At 58.4% G+C, this 17,656-nt stretch carries 16 protein-coding genes; 13 read left to right on the top strand and 3 right to left on the bottom strand.

All coding sequences use genetic code 11. The features are described from left to right. Window positions 1-195 precede the first annotated feature (195 nt). The gene (locus ACZ9HU_RS17210) at window positions 196-693 is read left to right on the top strand and encodes a hypothetical protein (protein WP_476106756.1); all 498 of its coding nucleotides are present in this window, start codon (window positions 196-198) and stop codon (window positions 691-693) included. Here ACZ9HU_RS17210 and ACZ9HU_RS17205 read toward each other — a convergent pair. Further along, on the bottom strand, window positions 669-2,162 hold the full coding sequence (locus ACZ9HU_RS17205) for a tetratricopeptide repeat protein (RefSeq protein ID WP_476106753.1): 1,494 nt from the start codon (window positions 2,160-2,162) through the stop codon (window positions 669-671). The genes ACZ9HU_RS17210 and ACZ9HU_RS17205 overlap by 25 nt on opposite strands. A gap of 333 nt (window positions 2,163-2,495) precedes the next feature. Between ACZ9HU_RS17205 and ACZ9HU_RS17200 the strand changes: the two genes are divergently transcribed. The 6 genes from ACZ9HU_RS17200 to ACZ9HU_RS17175 all read left to right on the top strand — a co-directional run bounded on the left by ACZ9HU_RS17200 (window position 2,496) and on the right by ACZ9HU_RS17175 (window position 9,665). Continuing rightward, window positions 2,496-4,001, top strand: coding sequence for a DUF4153 domain-containing protein (locus tag ACZ9HU_RS17200; protein ID WP_476106751.1), 1,506 nt, complete (start codon window positions 2,496-2,498; stop codon window positions 3,999-4,001). Window positions 4,002-4,012: 11 nt separating this feature from the next. Further along, entirely contained in the window at window positions 4,013-4,720 is a 708-nt protein-coding gene (locus tag ACZ9HU_RS17195) for a response regulator transcription factor (RefSeq protein ID WP_476106749.1), read from the top strand. Next, window positions 4,717-6,315 (top strand): sensor histidine kinase, encoded by a 1,599-nt coding sequence (locus tag ACZ9HU_RS17190; protein WP_476106746.1) that lies wholly within the window; start codon window positions 4,717-4,719, stop codon window positions 6,313-6,315. The genes ACZ9HU_RS17195 and ACZ9HU_RS17190 overlap by 4 nt, the downstream gene beginning before the upstream one ends. A 141-nt stretch (window positions 6,316-6,456) precedes the next feature. Continuing rightward, complete coding sequence (locus tag ACZ9HU_RS17185) at window positions 6,457-7,233, top strand: hypothetical protein (protein WP_476106744.1); 777 nt, start codon at window positions 6,457-6,459, stop codon at window positions 7,231-7,233. Window positions 7,234-7,239: 6 nt separating this feature from the next. Next, window positions 7,240-8,349 (top strand): hypothetical protein, encoded by a 1,110-nt coding sequence (locus tag ACZ9HU_RS17180; protein WP_476106740.1) that lies wholly within the window; start codon window positions 7,240-7,242, stop codon window positions 8,347-8,349. 140 nt (window positions 8,350-8,489) lie between these two features. Next, window positions 8,490-9,665 carry a hypothetical protein gene (locus ACZ9HU_RS17175; RefSeq protein ID WP_476106738.1) on the top strand — a complete coding sequence of 392 codons (1,176 nt, stop codon included), beginning with the start codon at window positions 8,490-8,492 and terminating at the stop codon, window positions 9,663-9,665. Between the two features lie 43 nt (window positions 9,666-9,708). Here the strand turns inward: ACZ9HU_RS17175 and ACZ9HU_RS17170 are convergent, their stop codons facing one another. Both ACZ9HU_RS17170 and ACZ9HU_RS17165 read right to left on the bottom strand, forming a co-directional pair. Further along, window positions 9,709-10,458 (bottom strand): NYN domain-containing protein, encoded by a 750-nt coding sequence (locus ACZ9HU_RS17170; protein WP_476106736.1) that lies wholly within the window; start codon window positions 10,456-10,458, stop codon window positions 9,709-9,711. A gap of 207 nt (window positions 10,459-10,665) precedes the next feature. Then, window positions 10,666-10,980, bottom strand: a complete 315-nt coding sequence (locus ACZ9HU_RS17165; protein WP_476106733.1) for a hypothetical protein — start codon at window positions 10,978-10,980, stop codon at window positions 10,666-10,668. A gap of 294 nt (window positions 10,981-11,274) precedes the next feature. Here ACZ9HU_RS17165 and ACZ9HU_RS17160 point away from each other — a divergent pair, with 294 nt between their 5' ends. The 6 genes from ACZ9HU_RS17160 (at window position 11,275) to ACZ9HU_RS17135 (ending at window position 16,998) form a co-directional block, all read left to right on the top strand. After that, window positions 11,275-11,481 carry a hypothetical protein gene (locus tag ACZ9HU_RS17160; RefSeq protein WP_476106731.1) on the top strand — a complete coding sequence of 69 codons (207 nt, stop codon included), beginning with the start codon at window positions 11,275-11,277 and terminating at the stop codon, window positions 11,479-11,481. 58 nt (window positions 11,482-11,539) lie between these two features. Then, window positions 11,540-12,760 carry a DNA (cytosine-5-)-methyltransferase gene (dcm, locus tag ACZ9HU_RS17155; protein ID WP_476106729.1) on the top strand — a complete coding sequence of 407 codons (1,221 nt, stop codon included), beginning with the start codon at window positions 11,540-11,542 and terminating at the stop codon, window positions 12,758-12,760. A gap of 3 nt (window positions 12,761-12,763) precedes the next feature. Continuing rightward, window positions 12,764-13,216 carry a very short patch repair endonuclease gene (locus tag ACZ9HU_RS17150; protein WP_476106728.1) on the top strand — a complete coding sequence of 151 codons (453 nt, stop codon included), beginning with the start codon at window positions 12,764-12,766 and terminating at the stop codon, window positions 13,214-13,216. Next, a complete protein-coding gene (locus tag ACZ9HU_RS17145; protein ID WP_476106727.1) occupies window positions 13,217-14,536 on the top strand; it encodes an MvaI/BcnI family restriction endonuclease in 1,320 nt (439 codons plus the stop codon). Between the two features lie 854 nt (window positions 14,537-15,390). Further along, window positions 15,391-15,615 carry a hypothetical protein gene (locus ACZ9HU_RS17140; RefSeq protein ID WP_476106725.1) on the top strand — a complete coding sequence of 75 codons (225 nt, stop codon included), beginning with the start codon at window positions 15,391-15,393 and terminating at the stop codon, window positions 15,613-15,615. Window positions 15,616-15,636: 21 nt separating this feature from the next. Continuing rightward, on the top strand, window positions 15,637-16,998 hold the full coding sequence (locus tag ACZ9HU_RS17135) for a deoxyguanosinetriphosphate triphosphohydrolase family protein (RefSeq protein WP_476106723.1): 1,362 nt from the start codon (window positions 15,637-15,639) through the stop codon (window positions 16,996-16,998). The last annotated feature ends 658 nt before the right edge of the window (window positions 16,999-17,656 follow it).

Genomic DNA, 17,656 nt, shown 5'->3' with positions numbered 1-17,656 from the left:
CGTTTTGTACCGTCCCGTTGTACCGTTGAGCGTTATCGTTCTGTTGGGTTCCCCTTAAGTCGCCTTCTTTCAGCGACTTAAGGAGCAAATGGTGCCAGGAGAGGACTCGAAATTATTAAGTAATTATTTGATAAGAAAAAACAATGATGATTTGATTTTTCTCTGTGGCACAAAATATGGCACTAAAATATTTTTATGAAGTGGTTCGAGTTCCAAATTCAATGCCTTGACCTCAGGATATACGCACTATTTTATGGTTTCAAGGGATACCATGTGGTTTTATTTAATTACAGAATGACCTTCAAAAATCCCGATTTACACGAAAGAAGTGAGGCGTTTGCGCTGCGCGCTTTCAAATTCGAATTGAGTATGCCTAAGGTTGAGGGTGGGCCAGAAGGGCACACCGCGAAGCGGTCCTCGCTTGGCGCTACCTTATTACGATCATGGACGCCCATGGATGAGGACGATCCGGTAAGTCTCCTTCGGAACGCGGATTGGCTCGAGCCGCCTTTCGTTCACCTGCCACCCCACCATCGGATGTGCTACCGCCAGCACGTTCTTCGCGAACGTCGTGCCCTTCTCCGTCAACCTGTGTCCGAATTTTTGTTCAACGCTAAGAAATGCGAAGCAGCGCTGCCCGATGCTTCAACCCTCGGCTTGGCCGAGCGTCAGTCTTGGGGGATATTGAAATGAGCGATGCCGCCGGCTTTGGCGATGGCCGCCTTCACGTCGGCGCGTTGCTTCAGCAGCAGGAAGGCCTCACGCGCTGGATCGCGCGGCCGGCTTGCTGGCGGCGGCGCGTAATCGCTGAGCGCCAGCAACGCGCGCGCCTGATGTTCGGGGATAGACAGTTCCCGGATCTCCCACTCTGCGGCACCATCCATGTCGCCTGAGTACGCCAGCGTTTGGATCGCAGTGTAATAGTTATACTCAACATGGGCGCGCAGATAGGCGAGGTCCGGTTTCGCCTCGATGGGACGGCCGGTGTTGATCGCGATGCTTGCCCGCGCAGCGTGCAGTTCAACGAGGCCATAGGGGCTGAGCCTACCGCCTCCATCGCCCAGCGAAGCTATCACCGCCCGAGCCTTGGCATGACGACCAGCGCGGAAATAGAGCCACGACAGATTGATCGCCTGGCTGACATTGGACCTTCCGCGCTCTCCCGCAGCCATGCCGTGCTGCATGGCATCGGCTGCGGCATCAATGTGGCCAAGGTCCTCTTCTATCTTGCTCAGGCTGTTCCACCACCAGTTGGTCTGGTTGCTGGCATCGGCATAATGCGCGTCAGGGCGATCGGGACGCACCGCCTCCAGCGTGGCCAATGCCTCTGCATCCTGGCCCAGCCGCTGCTGATCGCCGGCCAGCGCAATCGACACTGAGAGCAAATCGGGATGCGCCGCGATCACCCCACGAAGCTGTGCGATGTGGTTTTCAAAAGCGGTCTTCGCGTCGAAGTTGGCCGGCAGAAAGCCGCGCAACTGCGGATCGGTGCTTGCCGTCATCAGTGAGCGAGGGTTGGTCACCAGCGCCATCGCTTGCGCGGCTGCCGCCCTATTCCCGCCCTTCATCAGCAGGTTTGCGTAGGCGACGCGGAAGCTGTCGGGTGAGGAGGCAGGGTCGGCTGGCACATAGCCAGGCGCCGACAGCACCTTCAGAAACCGGGCAAGCAGCGCGGCTTCGTCGGCCTTCTGCAAGTTCGGGTACATCTCGCGAAAGATGGCGAAGTCGATCCGATTGAGCGTGGCGGGGTAATCCGCCGCCATGACTTCAACGGTCTCCACCGCCGCAGCGTGATCGCCATGGAGCCATTGCGCGGCGATCCGCATCTGCCATATGAGCGGCGGCGCGGTGGCGATTTGCGTTGCCTGCATTAGAAGCAGCAGGGTGGTATCCTCGCGCTTGAGCCGATCGGCACAGCGGAGCCCCGTCATGTCCAGCGCGAGCCGTGTGTCGTCGGGCAGCGCGGCGGCGAGTGTGGTAAATGACGGCGCGGTGATCGCATCCAACACCCCTTTGCAATCCCCGCTTCGCTCCAGCGCAGCGATCCGCAGTAACTCAGAATTCGCATCGACGCTGATCTCCATCGCCCACAGCGACGGTGCCAGCGCAAAAAGCGCTGGAACGGCCAAGCCGGCAAAAACGGTTCTGGTGCTGGGCTTCATTTAACTTACTCCTAAGACCCTACGGTTCTGCCCGGAGCACCGTGTACGGTCCAGATGAAACGGCGCTTCGCGGGTTAATGCCTGCAAAGGGCGCATGACCGCTTTCGATAGCCCGGGATGACACTGAAAGTGACTGCTTCGAGGGCGCCCTCTGCACATTTTCTGCAAACAGAGCGGACATAAACCGCAAGACTTGCGCAGCATCCGCTCGATGAGGCGCGTCCATTGATCTTGGCAAATCTGATGGAGGTTTGCGCGATGATACAGGGGCGTTCTGGCAGTTTTTGGGTGAAATGCGGGGCGGGGCTGGCGCTTGCCTGCCTATTTGATGCGATGATTTTTGACTGGCATCGGGGCCGGGCGATGTTTGGCGTGGCCGAACTGGCGCTGCTAGGCGCGGCATTGGCGGCGCGGCCAGCCTTGCGGCGGGATATAAGGGCGCTGGCGTGTTTTGGCCTTGCCGGGGTGATGGCGCTGGCGATGATGTTTAGGCCGGGGTTGCTGGCGTGGAGCCTGTTCTGGACCTTTGCTGGCCTTGGCGCGCTGCTGCCAGCGGCGGCCCGCTTTGGCGATGCTTGGGCTTGGGCGCAAAGGTTGCTGCTGCATGGGCTGCGCTCTTGCATTGCGCCGCTGCTCGATCTGCGCCGATGGTTGCGAGTGCGGCGTAAAAGGGGCGGAGGGCAAATCCGCGCCGCCCTGCCGCAACTGGCCCTGCCCACCTTGGGCAGCGCGGTGATCCTTGCGCTCTTTGCCTCGGCCAATCCGGTGATCGAGGCCTGGCTTGGTGACATCTTCTCGCTCTCGCCCGATGGAGAGCTGGTGGCACGCATGTGCCTAGGGGTGATCTGGTTTAACTTTGCGTGGAGCCTGCTGCGCCCGCGCATGGCGCTACGCACGATCGGTACATTTGATGGCAGCGGCGATCTGCCCATCGCAGGCGTTACGCCATCTTCGGTGCGCCTATCGCTAATCGCTTTCAACGCGCTGTTTGCGCTGCAAAATGCGATGGATCTGGCGTGGCTTTGGGGTCTGGCTCCTTTGCCCAAGGGGGTGACACCGGCGGAATATGTTCATCGCGGAGCCTATCCGCTGATCGTTACCGCGCTGTTGGCGGCGGGCGTTGTGCTGGTGGCGCTGCGCCCCGGATCGCAGACGGCATCTATGCCGCTGGTGCGTCGTCTGGTGGTGGCTTGGGTGGCGCAAAATGTGCTGCTGGTGGGCAATGCCGCCTTGCGCACGATGGATTATGTGGCCGCCTATTCCTTGACGCAAATGCGCATTGCCGCGCTGCTGTGGATGGGACTGGTGGCTTTGGGGCTGATGCTGGTACTTTGGCGGGTGCTGGCGGGCAAGAGCGCGGCATGGCTGATCAACGCCAATGCGGCGACTGCGCTGGCCTTACTTGGGGCTTGCAGCTTTGTCGATCTCGATGCGGCTGCGGCGCGCTATAACATCGCCCATGCCCGCGAATTGGACGGGTACAGCGCCCCGCTCGACCTATGCTATCTCCAGCGCATGGGTCCTTCGGCGCTCGTCTCGCTGGCGCAATTGGAAGCCCGCCCGGCGCCCGAGCCGATCCACCTCTGGGCGCGGATGCTGCGCGAAAATGCGCAGGCACAGGTCAGCTATGATGTGAAAGGCAGCAACTGGAGCCTGCTGGCCAGCCTGCGTCTGGTGCAGGTGCGCGGCATCTTGGGCAGCGCAGCGCTGGCCCCGCGCGATCGCGGCTGGATCGATTGCCGCACGCGCGATGTTCATACGCTGCGCATCGCCATGGGCAGCGAACAGGCGCCCACCGCATTGACCCCCACCGCATTGACCAACGAGGCCAAACCGTGACAGATCGCCCCATGACCAGCGCCAGCCCCCGCAAGGTTCTCCTTGTCGATGATGATCCGCATATCCGCCAATTGCTGGTCTTTGCCTTTGCCAAGGCGGGCATGGCCACGGCAGAGGCCGTCGATGGCGAGGAGGCTTTGGCCAGCCTCGCCACAGCGCAGGCCGATCTGGTTGTGCTGGATATCAACATGCCGCGTATGGATGGGCTGGAAGTTTGCCGCCGCTTGCGGGCGATGGATTGCGCGGTGCCGATCCTGTTCCTTTCCTCTCGCGATGATGAGATCGACCGCGTGCTGGGCATCGAGCTTGGCGCGGATGATTATGTGGTCAAACCCTTCTCCCCGCGCGAGGTGGTAGCGAGGGCGGGCGCGATCTTGCGGCGCAGCGCCCCGGCTGTTGCCCCTGCGCCCAGCGCGGATCTTTCCCATGGCCAGCTCCGACTGGATACCGCAGGCTGGCAGGCATTTTGGGCCGGGCAGAAGGTGGCGCTGACCGTCACCGAATTCTCGCTGCTGGCCGCGCTGGCCTCTGCGCCGGGGCGCATCCTCTCGCGTGAGGCGCTGATTGATCGGCTGCATGGACCGGGCTTTGCGGTGACAGACCGCACCATCGACAGCCATATTCGCAATCTGCGCCGCAAATTTGCCGAATGCGGCGGGAGCGATGTGGTCGAAACCCGCGCAGGGATAGGCTATCGGTTGGGCGCCTGCGCGGGATGAAGCAACTGATCGCTCGCCTGTGGCCGGTGATGCGGCTGCGCACGATCATGTTTGCGCTGCTTCTGCTGGTGGCGGCGCTTCCTGGCGTGGCGGCCATTATGCTGCGGGTTTATGAAAACGCGCTGGTGCGCCGCACCGAGGCCGAGTTGATCGCGCAAGGTTCGGCGCTGGCGGCCAGCACGGCGCTGGGTTTCCCGCATGGCGATGCGGCGGTGGCCGACCCGCCAGCCGACCCTTATGAGATGGACGAGAGGGCGATTTCCACCAGCATCGATCTGCGCTCCAGCCCGGTTTTGCCCGAAAGGCCGGAGGCGATAGCGACAACCATCGCCCCCGATCCCGATGCCGCGCTGATGGCCAAAGTCTGGGCGCCGGTGATGAGCCAGACGAAGCAGGCGACGCTGGCCTCGATCCTGCTGCTCGACCGGCGGGGTATTGTGCTCAATGGGCGCGATGCGGGGCGCTCCCTGGCCGCTCTGCCGGAGGTGAAGGCCGCGCTGGCGGGCAGGCCGATCACTACGCTGCGTCACAATGGCGCCTATAACAATCCCTATCCGCTGGAATGGATCAGTCGTGCCACCGATATTCGCCTGCATCATGCTCGCCCGATTATGGCGGGCGGGCGCGTGGTGGGGGTGGTGCTGGTGTCGCGTTCGCCGCGCGCGCTGTTTCGCGGCATGTATGAGGATCGCGGCAAGATCGCGGCGGGCACGGCGGCGATCTTCCTCTTTCTGCTGGCGATGACGGCGCTGCTGGGCCGCACCATTGTCCGCCCGATAGAAGCGCTTAGCCGCGCCACCCGCGCTCTAGCAGAGGGGCATAAGGCCGATTCGCCGCAGCCCACCTTGCGCGTGGCCGAGATTGACAGCCTGATCCGCGACTTTGCCACTATGGCCGCCGCCATCGAGGCGCGCTCATATTATCTGCGCGATTTCGCCGCCGCGTTGGCGCATGAGTTCAAGACGCCGCTAACTGGCCTTTCCGGCGGCATCGAGCTGCTGCAGGATCACGGCGCCACCATGTCGGAGGAAGAGCGCAGCCGCTTTCTGGCCAATATGGCGGGTGATACACAGAGATTGAGCCGCCTGATCTCGCGCCTGCTCGATCTGGCCAAGGCCGATATGCAGCGACCTAGTGGCGGCGCTTGCGATCTGGGCGATGTGTTGGTGCGGATGGTCGATGCGCTGGGTTCTCCCGCTTTCCGCATTGAGAGCCAAGCCGTGCCCGCGCAAGTGGCGATGGATGGCGCCGCGCTGGAAACCGTGCTCACCATCTTGCTCGACAATGCCAAGGCAGCGGGGGCCAGTCAGGTGCGGATCGAGGCTGTTGCGTCCGGCGATGCGCTGCATATGACCATCAGCGACAATGGCGGCGGCATTGCCCCACCCGACCGCGAGCGGATTTTCGAGCCCTTCTTCACCAGCAAGAGGGCGCAGGGCGGCACCGGCCTCGGCCTGCCCATCGCGCGGGCTTTGGTTGAGGGCAATGGCGGACGGCTTGACCTGATGGAGGCCGCGACGGGGGCCTGTTTTGCGCTGGCCATACCCCTGCATTTCGACGACAGGCGAAAGCCGGTTTTCGACGCGGCCGATTAATCCCTGTCTGTTCTGCCGGCCTTTGCACAATTCCCGAGAAAAAACTTGAGGATAGGTGCGAAGATTATTTGCAATGATCACAATGTGCAGGCTATTTTGATCCAGCAGACAAAGCTCGGGCTTTGAAGCAAAGGGGTAACCATGCGCTTTCTAATCGCCCTGTTGTGTCTGGCTCTGGCTGGCTGCTCTGCCTCGCAGTGGAATGAAAAGCTGTCGACGCCCGCAGATCGCCAGACAGCGCTGAAGGTTATTGCCGCGCTCAGGTCTGGTGATATTGATCAGGTCAAAGCGGATTTTGTGCCCGAGCTTTTTAGCCAAACCGTTGCAATTAAGGATAAGACCAAGGCTATCATGCCTGCCCAAGGCGCGCCTGTTCTCGTTACTGTGAGTTCGAACAGTGTGAGCGCGGGAACCGCATCACAGACGGCGGTGGTGCTGAATTACCAGCTTGGAGCAGACCATCGCTGGGCCTTGGTTCAAATTGTCCTGCGTAAGGCCCAAGGGCGTACGCTGGTTGCTGGCTGGCATGCTGTACCGGTCAACCGCGAGCCTACATCGATTGGCAATTTTGACATTACCGGGAAATCTGCCGCCTATTACCTGTGGCTTGCGGCCATGATCGGCTCGACAGGGACCATCCTTTGCGCCCTTTGGTTCCTTGCTTTCAGCAAGGGTCTCAAAAGGCGCTGGCTCTGGGTTATCGGCTCCATGGTAGGGCTGGGGCAATTCACCTTGAACTGGGCAAACGGCGAGTGGCGAATGCAGCCTCTGGCATTCTCTCTGTTGGGCAGCGGCGCTGTGAGACCTTCGCCCTTCGATCCATGGATGCTGAGCTTTTCTCTTCCGGTCGTTGCGGCGATTTTTCTGTTTCGCAGGCGTTCGCTTATGGCCAAGGCGAACGAAAGCGAGTTTGGCTGAGCAAGCGTGATTTCAATTCACGATGTGGAGGGGTTGTTGATGCGGAAGAACTTTCTCGTTCTGGCGCTGGCGTTGGGTTGTTCGGCGATGATGGCCGGATCAGCGGCTCAGGCGGAATTAACGCCCATTGCCTTCAAGGCGGAAAAGGATTGGCGCCATAAACTGACCGGGACAGTATTTCCGCCGCAGATCGGCGATCTTCCGCGTCGGGCCATCGCTGACTACGGCAACCAGCAACTCGACATTGCCGCAACCTATGAGCAGCCGCAGACCAGAACAGTGGCAACGGTCTATGTTTATCGGGCCGGTTTTCCAGATGCGTCGATATGGCATGACCGCATCTTAAGGGTGATGGGTGGCGCCGGGCTGGGCAAGGTCGATCAGAGCAAGAAGGTCACCACGACCTTTACGCCAGCAGGTCACGGCGAAAACAGCGGAATTCGCTCGGTGGTCCCGCTCTCCGGCGAAGCACAAATGGCCAGCGGGGTCGCGGTGATTGCGCATGATGACTGGCTGATTGTGGTCCGCATGACGAGCGGGAGCCTTTCGCCGGCTGATCTGGACCCGGCTTTGGCGAATTTTGTCAACGCTCTGCGTCTTTCACCGGCAAAGGATCCGGCGGCGAGCGCTTATGGCATCATCCCTTGCGCCCAGCCCTTTGCGAACCAGCGGGTTGCGCGAGCGGCTAGGGACATGACGGGAGGCTTGTTGGCGGGCGCACTCATGCAGGTGATCGAGGACGGTAAAAATAAGCCTGAAACAGCCAAGGAAGTGTCAGATAACCCCCATTATTGTTCCGATCCGGGCGCAATCGTCGATTATGGCGCCTATCGCAATGAGAAGGATGGGAGCAGCTATCTGATCGCGTTAGGGGATGACGGGAATGTGATCTGGATTGCACCCGACAGCATGGCAGCGCTTATCGACGAGAAAAAAAGCGGGCAATATGCGATGACGCTGACCACGGCGGTCAAGCGGGTCAGCTTCGCGCCTTTCTTAGCTTTGCCTGGGCCAGCGCAGGTCATGGAAGTGCTGCAAGGCGAAAAGCCGATTGCGGTGGTCGATCGGCCGGCGGGCAAAGCGCAAAAGAAGACGATAACTATCAGCCCAGATTAGGATCAAGCTGGCAGCTCCCTTCCTTATTGCTGGGTCGAACCTCCTGAATGAATGGCCGGTTCCGACCGCTCAATCTGAACCTGCGAACGTCAGGTTTGGCGGCTTTGCAGGCTGGCCCTTCTTGTGCGACCTTCACCCTCATGATGCGTTTGCTGTCCAGACTGCTGTTTGTCCTTCTCACGCTTGTCGCAGCGCCGTGCTGCGCTGATCAGTGGCCGCCACCTCAGCCGCAGACCTATGAATCGCCTGACAAGACCTTTCGTCTGCAAGTCCGCCCGCGCGAACTGGTCAGTGCCCTGGCCTATTTTTCCGACAAGGTGAACAAGCGCGAGCCAGCAGGCGGCGCCAAGGGGCAACAGCAAACCAGGGCAACCGCGACCATCGAGCATGTGGGGGCAGATGGTGTGTGGACCCCGCGGTGGTCCGGCCCGCTAACCAACGAAGTGGCACCCGTTGACGCGCTGATCGCCGATGGCGGTCGTTATGTGGTCACGTTCGATAATTGGCATTCCATGGGTTATGGCCCCAACGTGGTTGTCATCCATGATGGGCATGGTCGCCTGATCCGCGCGCTAGCGCTGAACGATATTATCTCGGAGGACTACATTTTCGCACTGGGCCATTCGGTCAGCTCGATCCACTGGCGTAGAAATCCACACTTTGGGCCTGATGAGACGGTGATGATCCCGATCGTGGTGCCGGGCGACCGGCAAGGGACTGACGGCGAGGCCTATGTCGATGCGGTCATCAGGCTTTCGGATGGAGCGGTGTTGAGCGGCGCATCGCCTGAATGGAGGAATGCGCAAGCCGCTGCGGCAAAAGAGGCGCAATCCCGGCGCGATTATAACGAGAAAGCCAAACGGGCCTTTATCGCGCCCTTGCTGGGGCCGAGCGAGAACACGGAATTAGCTTGGCACACCTATCTGCTTGAGGCGTTTTTCCGATCCGCGCCGCGCTGGAAAGGGAATTACCCCTCTACCACGGTGCTGCGCGATCCGGCTGCCCCCGATTATGCGGCTTCAGAAGGATGGATGCGCGACGCCCTTCTTTCGCTCGATTATTCACATGGAACGATGAGTTTTGCCAGCATTGCGCCTTTCGATTACTTTGTGGCGCGCATGAAAGCCATTCTGGCCGAGGCCAAGCCCCGCAGTCTAAAAGGTTCCAGGGTCTATATCGCTGCGCCAACCAGCACGTTGCCGATGCTCAAGGCGATGTTTGTTAAAACTGGCGCGCGGGTTCAAGTGCTCGACCCTGCGGCGCCCATTCCTCAGCGCCCGGAACGGTTGAAGGAGTATATGTCAGCCGGTTCATAGTGCGCATGAACCAATGCCTGCATTCGTTGGGGGGCGGATGCAATCAACCTTTCCCATTGAGCCGTGCTTTCATTCTGACCTGCAAACCACCAGCCTCTGGGCGATGGAGTTCAAATAGCCCAGTTTTTTCGACTAAATCGCTGAGCTTGGCATATCCATAGGTCCGCGAGTCAAAGTCAGGATGCAACGTCGCCAATCGCTGGCCCACACTCGACAAAGGCACCCAAGCGTCGTCACCTCCCAACTGAGCCATGGCGGTTCGGATCAGTGGATTGGCTTTTGTCGGCGGCAATGTCGTCGATGAAGGCCGAATATCCGGCTTGTCAGCTTGGCTTGAGGTAGGTTCTTCAGGAAGCAAATTTTCGGTGTAGACAAATCGCCTGCAAGCCTGCCGGAAGCTTTCCGGCGTCTTCTGCTCACCAAAGCCGTAGACATCGACGCCTTGTTCGCGAATGCGCGCAGCAAGACGAGTAAAATCACTGTCTGAGGACACCAGGCAAAAACCATCAAATCGGCCGCTGTGCAGCAGATCCATCGCGTCGATCACTAGCGCGATGTCGGACGCATTTTTCCCCGATGTATAAGCGAAATTCTGATATGGCATGATAGCATGCGTTGCCAAGATATCTGCCCAGCTTTTGAGCCGTGTTCCAGAAAAATCACCATAGATCCGACGAACGCTGGCTTCGCCAATCTTAGCAATTTCCTCGAAAAGGCCCTTCGCGATTTTGGCAGATGCGTTGTCTGCATCAATGAGAACTGCGAGGCGTGGTGCGCGTGCTTCAATGGCCATTGTTATTCAATAACAAAGAGGCCCCCCGGTGGCCAGCCTGCACCAGCTTTTTCTTTGATATACGTATGACCGCTTTGAACGGCGCGGTTCCTACCCATGAAGGTCGCCTTTGGCGGCGCGAGCCGCGACCGCTAGGTGCAAGCGTACCTTTCGGTACCAGATCACACCATATGTTTGAGTTACACTGGCGATGTGATTGGGTTGCCGTTATCGGTCGACGAGCGCCGATACGCGATGATGGAAGGGACTGTGCGGCGTTGCCCCCAGCGTCAAGCCATAGAACAGTCCGCCGCCGCCCAGTGCCGGCAGGGTTTTCTGGATGGCGGCGACGTCATCACGGCTGTGTACGTCGATACGCACCCGCAGCTTGCCGTCGAAATCGAAATGGACCGCTGTCGCTTCCGGGCAGGCTGCCTTGATCATACCCAAGAGCTTGCCCAGTTCGTCGCTCACCGCGCTGGCATTCTCCACTAGCGGGAAACGTTCGACGTTTCCTAAGGCTATCGTGGTCATCTCGCCCATCACTGCACCTCTAAGGCTGCGATCGTTGAATAATGTGCACATTACGCTGCTTGCCAAGGCATTTCCAGCGCCATTACGTTCTATATTTACGACAAGATGAGTCTGTTCCCATAATGTTACACCAGAGATCAACGTGACCCGCCTCGCAACACCTCGAACCGCAAGGCAACAGCCTGCGAGTGCTGCTGCCGGCTGGGGGGAGTGGTCGTGGTTAATCTTTGAACAGATGGCCGCTTACGACGAACGGGTACAGAGCTGGCAAAGGCAGCTTTGAGGGCGAACTTTATCTAAATCGTGATGATGTTGAGCGAAGCACCCGCCTCGTTTCCGACTGCTGCGGTCATTGATGATCGCCAAATAACAATAAAGTTGTCTGATGTAGGCGGATTTCAGCTTCGCGATCATCGACAGCTGGCACTGCTTGCGAAAATGGCCGCAGTGGCACGGATCATGGTGCATCACAGTAAGCCGGAGAATTTTATCCTCAGTTCCGAGGCATGATGCAGTTTTCATCTGGGGTGAACAGTGACATTATGTCGTAAATTGACCCAGAGGAACTATGATCAACGAATTTGCCGCCCTTAGAGTTCGCGCGGGCCTGTCAGTCGAAGCTGTCGCACTGATGACAGGCTACAGCCCCCGGCAGATTCAGCGCTGGGAGGCGGGTGATGGGATGCCGCGAGAAGCGGCGATGGCTCTGCTCAGGTCGATGTCCGAACCATCGGTCGATGCTTCGCAAAGGCGGTTCAACTTTATCGACCTGTTTGCAGGGATCGGTGGGATCCGCAAGGGCTTCGAAGCAATTGGCGGGCATTGCGTTTTCACGTCTGAATGGAACAAATATGCCCAGCAGACCTATGCCGCTAATTTCCGCGACAACCACCCGCCTCACGGAGATATTACGGAAATTGGCACTGATGAAATCCCCGATCACGATGTCCTGCTAGCCGGTTTCCCCTGCCAGCCGTTTTCGATCGCGGGCGTTTCGAAAAAGAACTCGCTGGGCAGGCAGCACGGGTTTCTCGATGAAACTCAGGGCACGCTCTTTTTCGATGTTGCACGCATCATAAGGGCCAAGCGCCCGGCTGCGTTCCTGTTGGAAAACGTCAAAAACCTGACGAGCCACGATAAGGGACGGACCTTCGAGGTGATCCTGAACGTGCTGACCGAAGAGCTAGGCTACAAGGCCTGGCACAAAGTGATTGATGCTCAGCATTTCGTTCCGCAGCATCGCGAACGGATCGTCATTGTCGGCTTCCGCGAGGATGTCCCGTTCAACTGGGATAATCTGAACCTGCCGCCCAAAGGCGGGGTGCGTCTGAAATCTGTTTTGCACCCTGAGGATGGGTCGGAAGCGGCTGAATCGCATTTCACGCTCGGGCCGCTGGCAACGGTGAATGAAAAATACACCCTGACGGACAAGCTCTGGCAGTACCTCCAGAACTATGCCGACAAGCATAAGGCTGCCGGAAACGGGTTCGGCTTCGGGCTGGTGACGCCTGATGATGTCTCGCGCACCCTTTCTGCCCGCTATTATAAGGACGGGTCGGAAATCCTCGTAAGCCAGGGCGCGAAGAAGAATCCGCGTCGCCTCACTCCCCGGGAATGTGCCCGTCTGATGGGGTATGGCGACGATTTCCGTATCCCGGTGTCTGACACGCAGGCTTATAAGCAGTTCGGCAATTCGGTCGCGGTGCCTGTTTTCGCAGCCGTCGCCCGCATCATGCAGCCGCATATCATGTCCCTTGTTTCTTCTGCCGGTCAGCTTGAAGCAGCCTGAGACGTGGCGGACGTCCATGATGTCAGCACTCGCAGCCGGAATATGGCTGCCATCAAAGGACGGAACACAAAGCCCGAGTTGTTGATTCGCAAAGCCCTGCATGCCGCCGGTTTTCGCTACCGGTTGCATGCAAAGGATCTGGCGGGGAAGCCGGATATGGTCTTTCCCCGCTATCATGCCGTTGTCTTTGTCCACGGATGCTTCTGGCACCGGCATGACTGCCATCTTTTCAAATGGCCTGAAGCGCGGGCTGATTTCTGGCGTGGGAAGATCGCAGGAAATGTCGCTCGCGATGAGGCTGCAATGCGGGCGCTGGAACAGGCGGGCTGGCGCATTGCTACTATCTGGGAATGTGCGCTGAAAGGGCGGACAAAACTCGACTTCCCTGAGACTATGCAGCGGCTGGCGGACTGGTTAAGGTCTGATCATCGGGAGATTGAGATCAGGGGCGGTTAATTGGTTGATTCGCTTGGTCAGTTGCTGGACCTGATGCGGCATCACGGGGCTTCCCGCATTTACGCAAAGCGGCTGGCTCCCAACGACAATTCGAAGAATCAGATTTACCTTGGGGGAGATTTTTCTGCCCTCAACATCATCCCGCATGGCGAGATCCGCACGGACGACACCGAGGTGGCGGGCTCTGTCCGGGATCGGGCGAAGGCGGCGGTCGATTTCTTCTGGGTCAATGAGACTGGCAGGCATCATGCGTCCAACACCGGCCTGATCCTTTATCCAAAATATCCAGAGGTCCGGATTTCCGGCTTCCTGCTTGGCTGCCGGGAGGCACCTTCCGCGATCATGCGTGTCAGGGATCCGGGCCGTGTACTGTTTCTCGGGATCACCCGGGACGGGCAGGTGATGGGCTATGCGACAACGGCCAGTGATCCCATTACCGCCGAACTGAACGCTCATGACTGGCCTGTGGTCGGTGTCTTCCTCGAACTGCCTTTAATGCTTGGGCAGGTGGACAGCCCGAGAATTCTGCTGATCAACGAATTGCGCCGCATCTATCAAATGCAGTGGATTGCTTCGCAGAAGCTGGCCGCCGATGGCACCAAGGCTCCCTATGTGGCGCGTAACGGCGGTGGCTACACGCTTGAGGCAGAACTGGGCATTACGCCCAACAGCTATGCCGAGCCCGATTTCCTTGGCTGGGAAGTGAAGCAATATGGCGTGAGCGATTTCGTTTCCTTCAGGCCCAAATCGCCGGTGACGCTTATGAACCACGAGCCGACTGGGGGCATCTATCGCACCGAAGGCGTTGCCGCCTTCATGAGGCGGTTCGGCTATCCCGATCAGTCAGGCAAGCCTGATCGTATCAATTTCGGCGGACGTTATGACTGTCAGCGGGAACATCATGCGCTGACACGTCTGCGCATGACAATGGCTGGCTATGACGCTGTTTCGGGCAAGATCACCGATCTGGACGGCGGCCTGTCTCTGATCGACAGCGCGGATGAAGTCGCGGCTTCTTGGTCTTTCAAAGGAATGATGGCCCACTGGAATCGCAAGCACGCTCAGGCAGCCTATGTGCCCTCCCTCTTTCGCACCCCGCCGCCGGAATACAGCTATGGCGCTCAGGTCCTGCTTTGCGAAAAGACGGACTTCCTGATGTTTCTCAGGGCATTCGCGGCTGGCACGGTCTATTATGATCCGGCCGTCAAAGTGGAGAAGGCTTCATCTGTGAAACCTGAGATCAAGCGCCGAAGCCAGTTTCGGGTGGCCCATGCCGATCTGGCCGGGCTTTATGAGACGCATGAGAATGTTGCGCTGTGATTTAAGGCAAGGCGTTCAATGGCACGAACAGAATGGTCATCCGAAGGCTGTGGCGCGCGCAATCTCTGATTGAGAAAGGCCTCTGGCCAATTTATTGTAGTGCCGTGTTTCACGGCGAATCCGGTCGCTCTTGGACTCACGTGTTGTCACGCAAGCCGACGGTTTCGGGGCTTGGGCAGAGCAGAGGTCAGCCTGAAGAAGGAGTTGGAGGCTTCCCGCCATTCCCTGTGGCGTTACCGAACGAACTGTTGCGACAGAGGCGGTTGTAAACCTGTCTATCTCGCCGATCAGTCCGGCAAAGCGCGCCACATCAGGCTACGGGACCGGCAAATAATGTCCATAATCGGTGCTTCGGTGGCGAAAATGGCGCTAGTTTAAAGAGAGAACGTCGATACTGCGAGGGCTTACTGACGATGCGACATGCTTGAGATGTGCCATTTGCTCATGGTGGCATGCGGCGGATTTGCGCGGCTGACAAACTCGCAAACAACGTAACATTCATCCGTCTCGCGTGAACTTCGTCCTCGATAAACATTTTTGTGGGCGCGTTGCTCAGCGTGATACAAGCACGCTTTAAATGCACTCAAAATGCGCGCCAGATGCGCCGTACGGCGCGACAATTATTTTTTTGATTGCAGGACGTCAAAAATGTCCGACCGCGCTCTGCGGCGTTTGAAGTGCAAAAAAGCGACGATCGCGACGACGTTGCAGGGCTTGTCGATTTGACAGAATATATGAAAGTGAGAGATTGGGCCCCGCTGGCGGTCGCTGGCACCGGTCGCACGTCTTATTCGTTCATCATATAATGACGAATTTGAGTGAGACCGGGGAGGTCTAACCAGGTGGAGAGAACCATGGCAGATAAGGACCCGCAAGACACAGAGATTCTCGCAGTCATCTGCGAAGCAGGCGACGGCGGCCTTGATCCGCAAGAGCTAATCGATACGCTCACGGGACGCAGCTATCAGCTGGGTGATGTGATTGAAGCACTTCAGCGCGCCATTGAGCGCGGTAAAATTTCGCTCACTGGCGAGGGGATGGTCATCTCTCTTATGCCTGAGCTCGCGCACGCCGCATAGGCGCTGACGGGGGAGTATTGCGTGACTGCTGGGGGGGTGTCGTCGTTGGATGCGGCGCGTGTTAGACGTTGTTTCAGTGACGAAAAGGCTGCGGGGGAAGATCAGCGAGGGGCGTTTGAGCGTGATCGCGACCGTATTCTCTACTCCTCAGCCTTCCATCGGCTTGCGGGTATCACCCAGATCGTTCGCGCCGGTGAGCTGGATATATTCCACACGCGGCAGCAGCATACGTACAAAGTGGCACAGATCGGGCGCCGCCTTGCCGAGCATCGGCTTCGTGAGCAGCCAGAGGAGGCTGCCCTGCATGGCCTTCACCCCGAAGTAGTCGAGGCGGCTTGTTTGGCGCACGATCTTGGCCACCCTCCGTTCGGTCACGCCGCCGAGACAGAGCTTGATGACCTTGTTCGGAATCCAACCAAGGTTGGCGGGGATTCTGACGACGCCGCTGACGATGGTTACGAGGGGAATGCACAAACCTTTCGCATTCTGACGAAGCTTGCGGTGCGATACAGCAAAGATACTCCTGGCCTAGATCTTACCCGTGCGACGCTTGCCGCGACACTCAAGTATCCATGGCTGCGTGATCACGAGCACGGAAAAAAGAAGTCAAAGTGGTCGGCATATTCATCTGAAGAGCGCGAATTTCGCTGGGCAAGGGAGCATTGTCACGGTGAGTTTAAGAGCGCTGAGGCAGAGCTTATGGACTGGGCTGATGACATTTCCTACTCCGTCCATGATCTAGAAGACTTCCACAGAGTCGGTATCATTCCTTGGCGGGAGATCGTCTCCAGTGAGTCCCGAGACGGCTTGATTCAAGGTGCACTTAAGGATTGGAAGCGGGATCCGCAGTACCCAGCAGATGCCCCTCGCAGAGTTAGCGCGGCCTTGGATCGTATCACAAGAAAGCTGATTCTCTTCCCGACGGTCAGCAATGAAACTTATACGGGTACACGCGAGCAGCGTCGCCAGCTCCGAAATTTTTCATCTCAACTAATCGGCCAGTATGTACGCGCTGTGGCTCTCAGTAAGGACGTAACCGGTCCGGCGGTTGCAATAGCTGATTGGGCTGCGGATGAAGTTCGCGTTCTAAAGCATTTCGCTCGTCGTTACGTTATCGGCCTGCCCGCGCTTCATGCCCAGCAGTTTGGACAAAAAAGGATTGTCCGAGAACTTTTTGGGATATTCCTTGAGCAAGGGAAAAGCGGCAATCTGAAGGTTTTGCCAGCAAGGCTGCGTTACATCTGGGAGGATCATCCAGACGAGAAACCAGCAAGGCTGGCGGCAGACTGCGTTGCCTCCTTGACCGAAAACGAAGCTTACCAACTTCATGGGCGCTTAATGGGCACCAAGAGTGGTTTGGTACTAGACCCTATAGTTCGATAACGTGTCAACAATGTGTAAGTGAATGAAAATAATCATGAATACTGCGGTATGGTGGGTGCAACCTGAAAGCACTCAGTTTGTCCCAGTTTTTTGGCGCAGCTTGACACTTTGACCCTTGCCTTTGCGATTCTCGTAAGGCTAGAATCACCGTAGCGTAACGCCACCGATACGAGTGGTCGCGCTACCCAGTTCACTCAGTGCTTAGAATTGGAACTCATACTGGCGGGGCCAACGGCGAGTGTGCTGACACACATTCTCCCGTTGGCCGTAACGCCAGCGGCAATAGGCGCGTACAAAAACACGCTTCATTGCCACCTCCTTTTACCAAACGTGGCTTAGGGCCAGTCCTCCGAGGGGCCTCGTGCCCCTCGCGCCGCTTCAAGGAGCCGACGAGGATCGGAGGTCGGAAAAGGTGGTAGCGCGACCGATTACAGTATTCCCTCTGTACCCGGGTAGAGTCGAGTCTAATCAGCGCGCGATCCCTCGTTTTCCACAGGCACTATGCGGCCCGTTAAGCATAAGGGAGGGGGAGGTGTGTCGGCGTCAGTGCAGCGAAGCCCCAAGGTACGCCTCCGATAGCGGCCGCCCGTGAGATCAGAATTGGCTCCGGCGGTTCTCGGCGATGATGTCCTGGAGACAGTCGACGCCATCGCTGGAG

It is taken from the genome of Novosphingobium sp. Sphag1I, from assembly GCF_056279125.1.
Note: the sequence above shows the minus strand (reverse complement) of the source record. Positions and strands in the feature narration are given on the sequence as shown.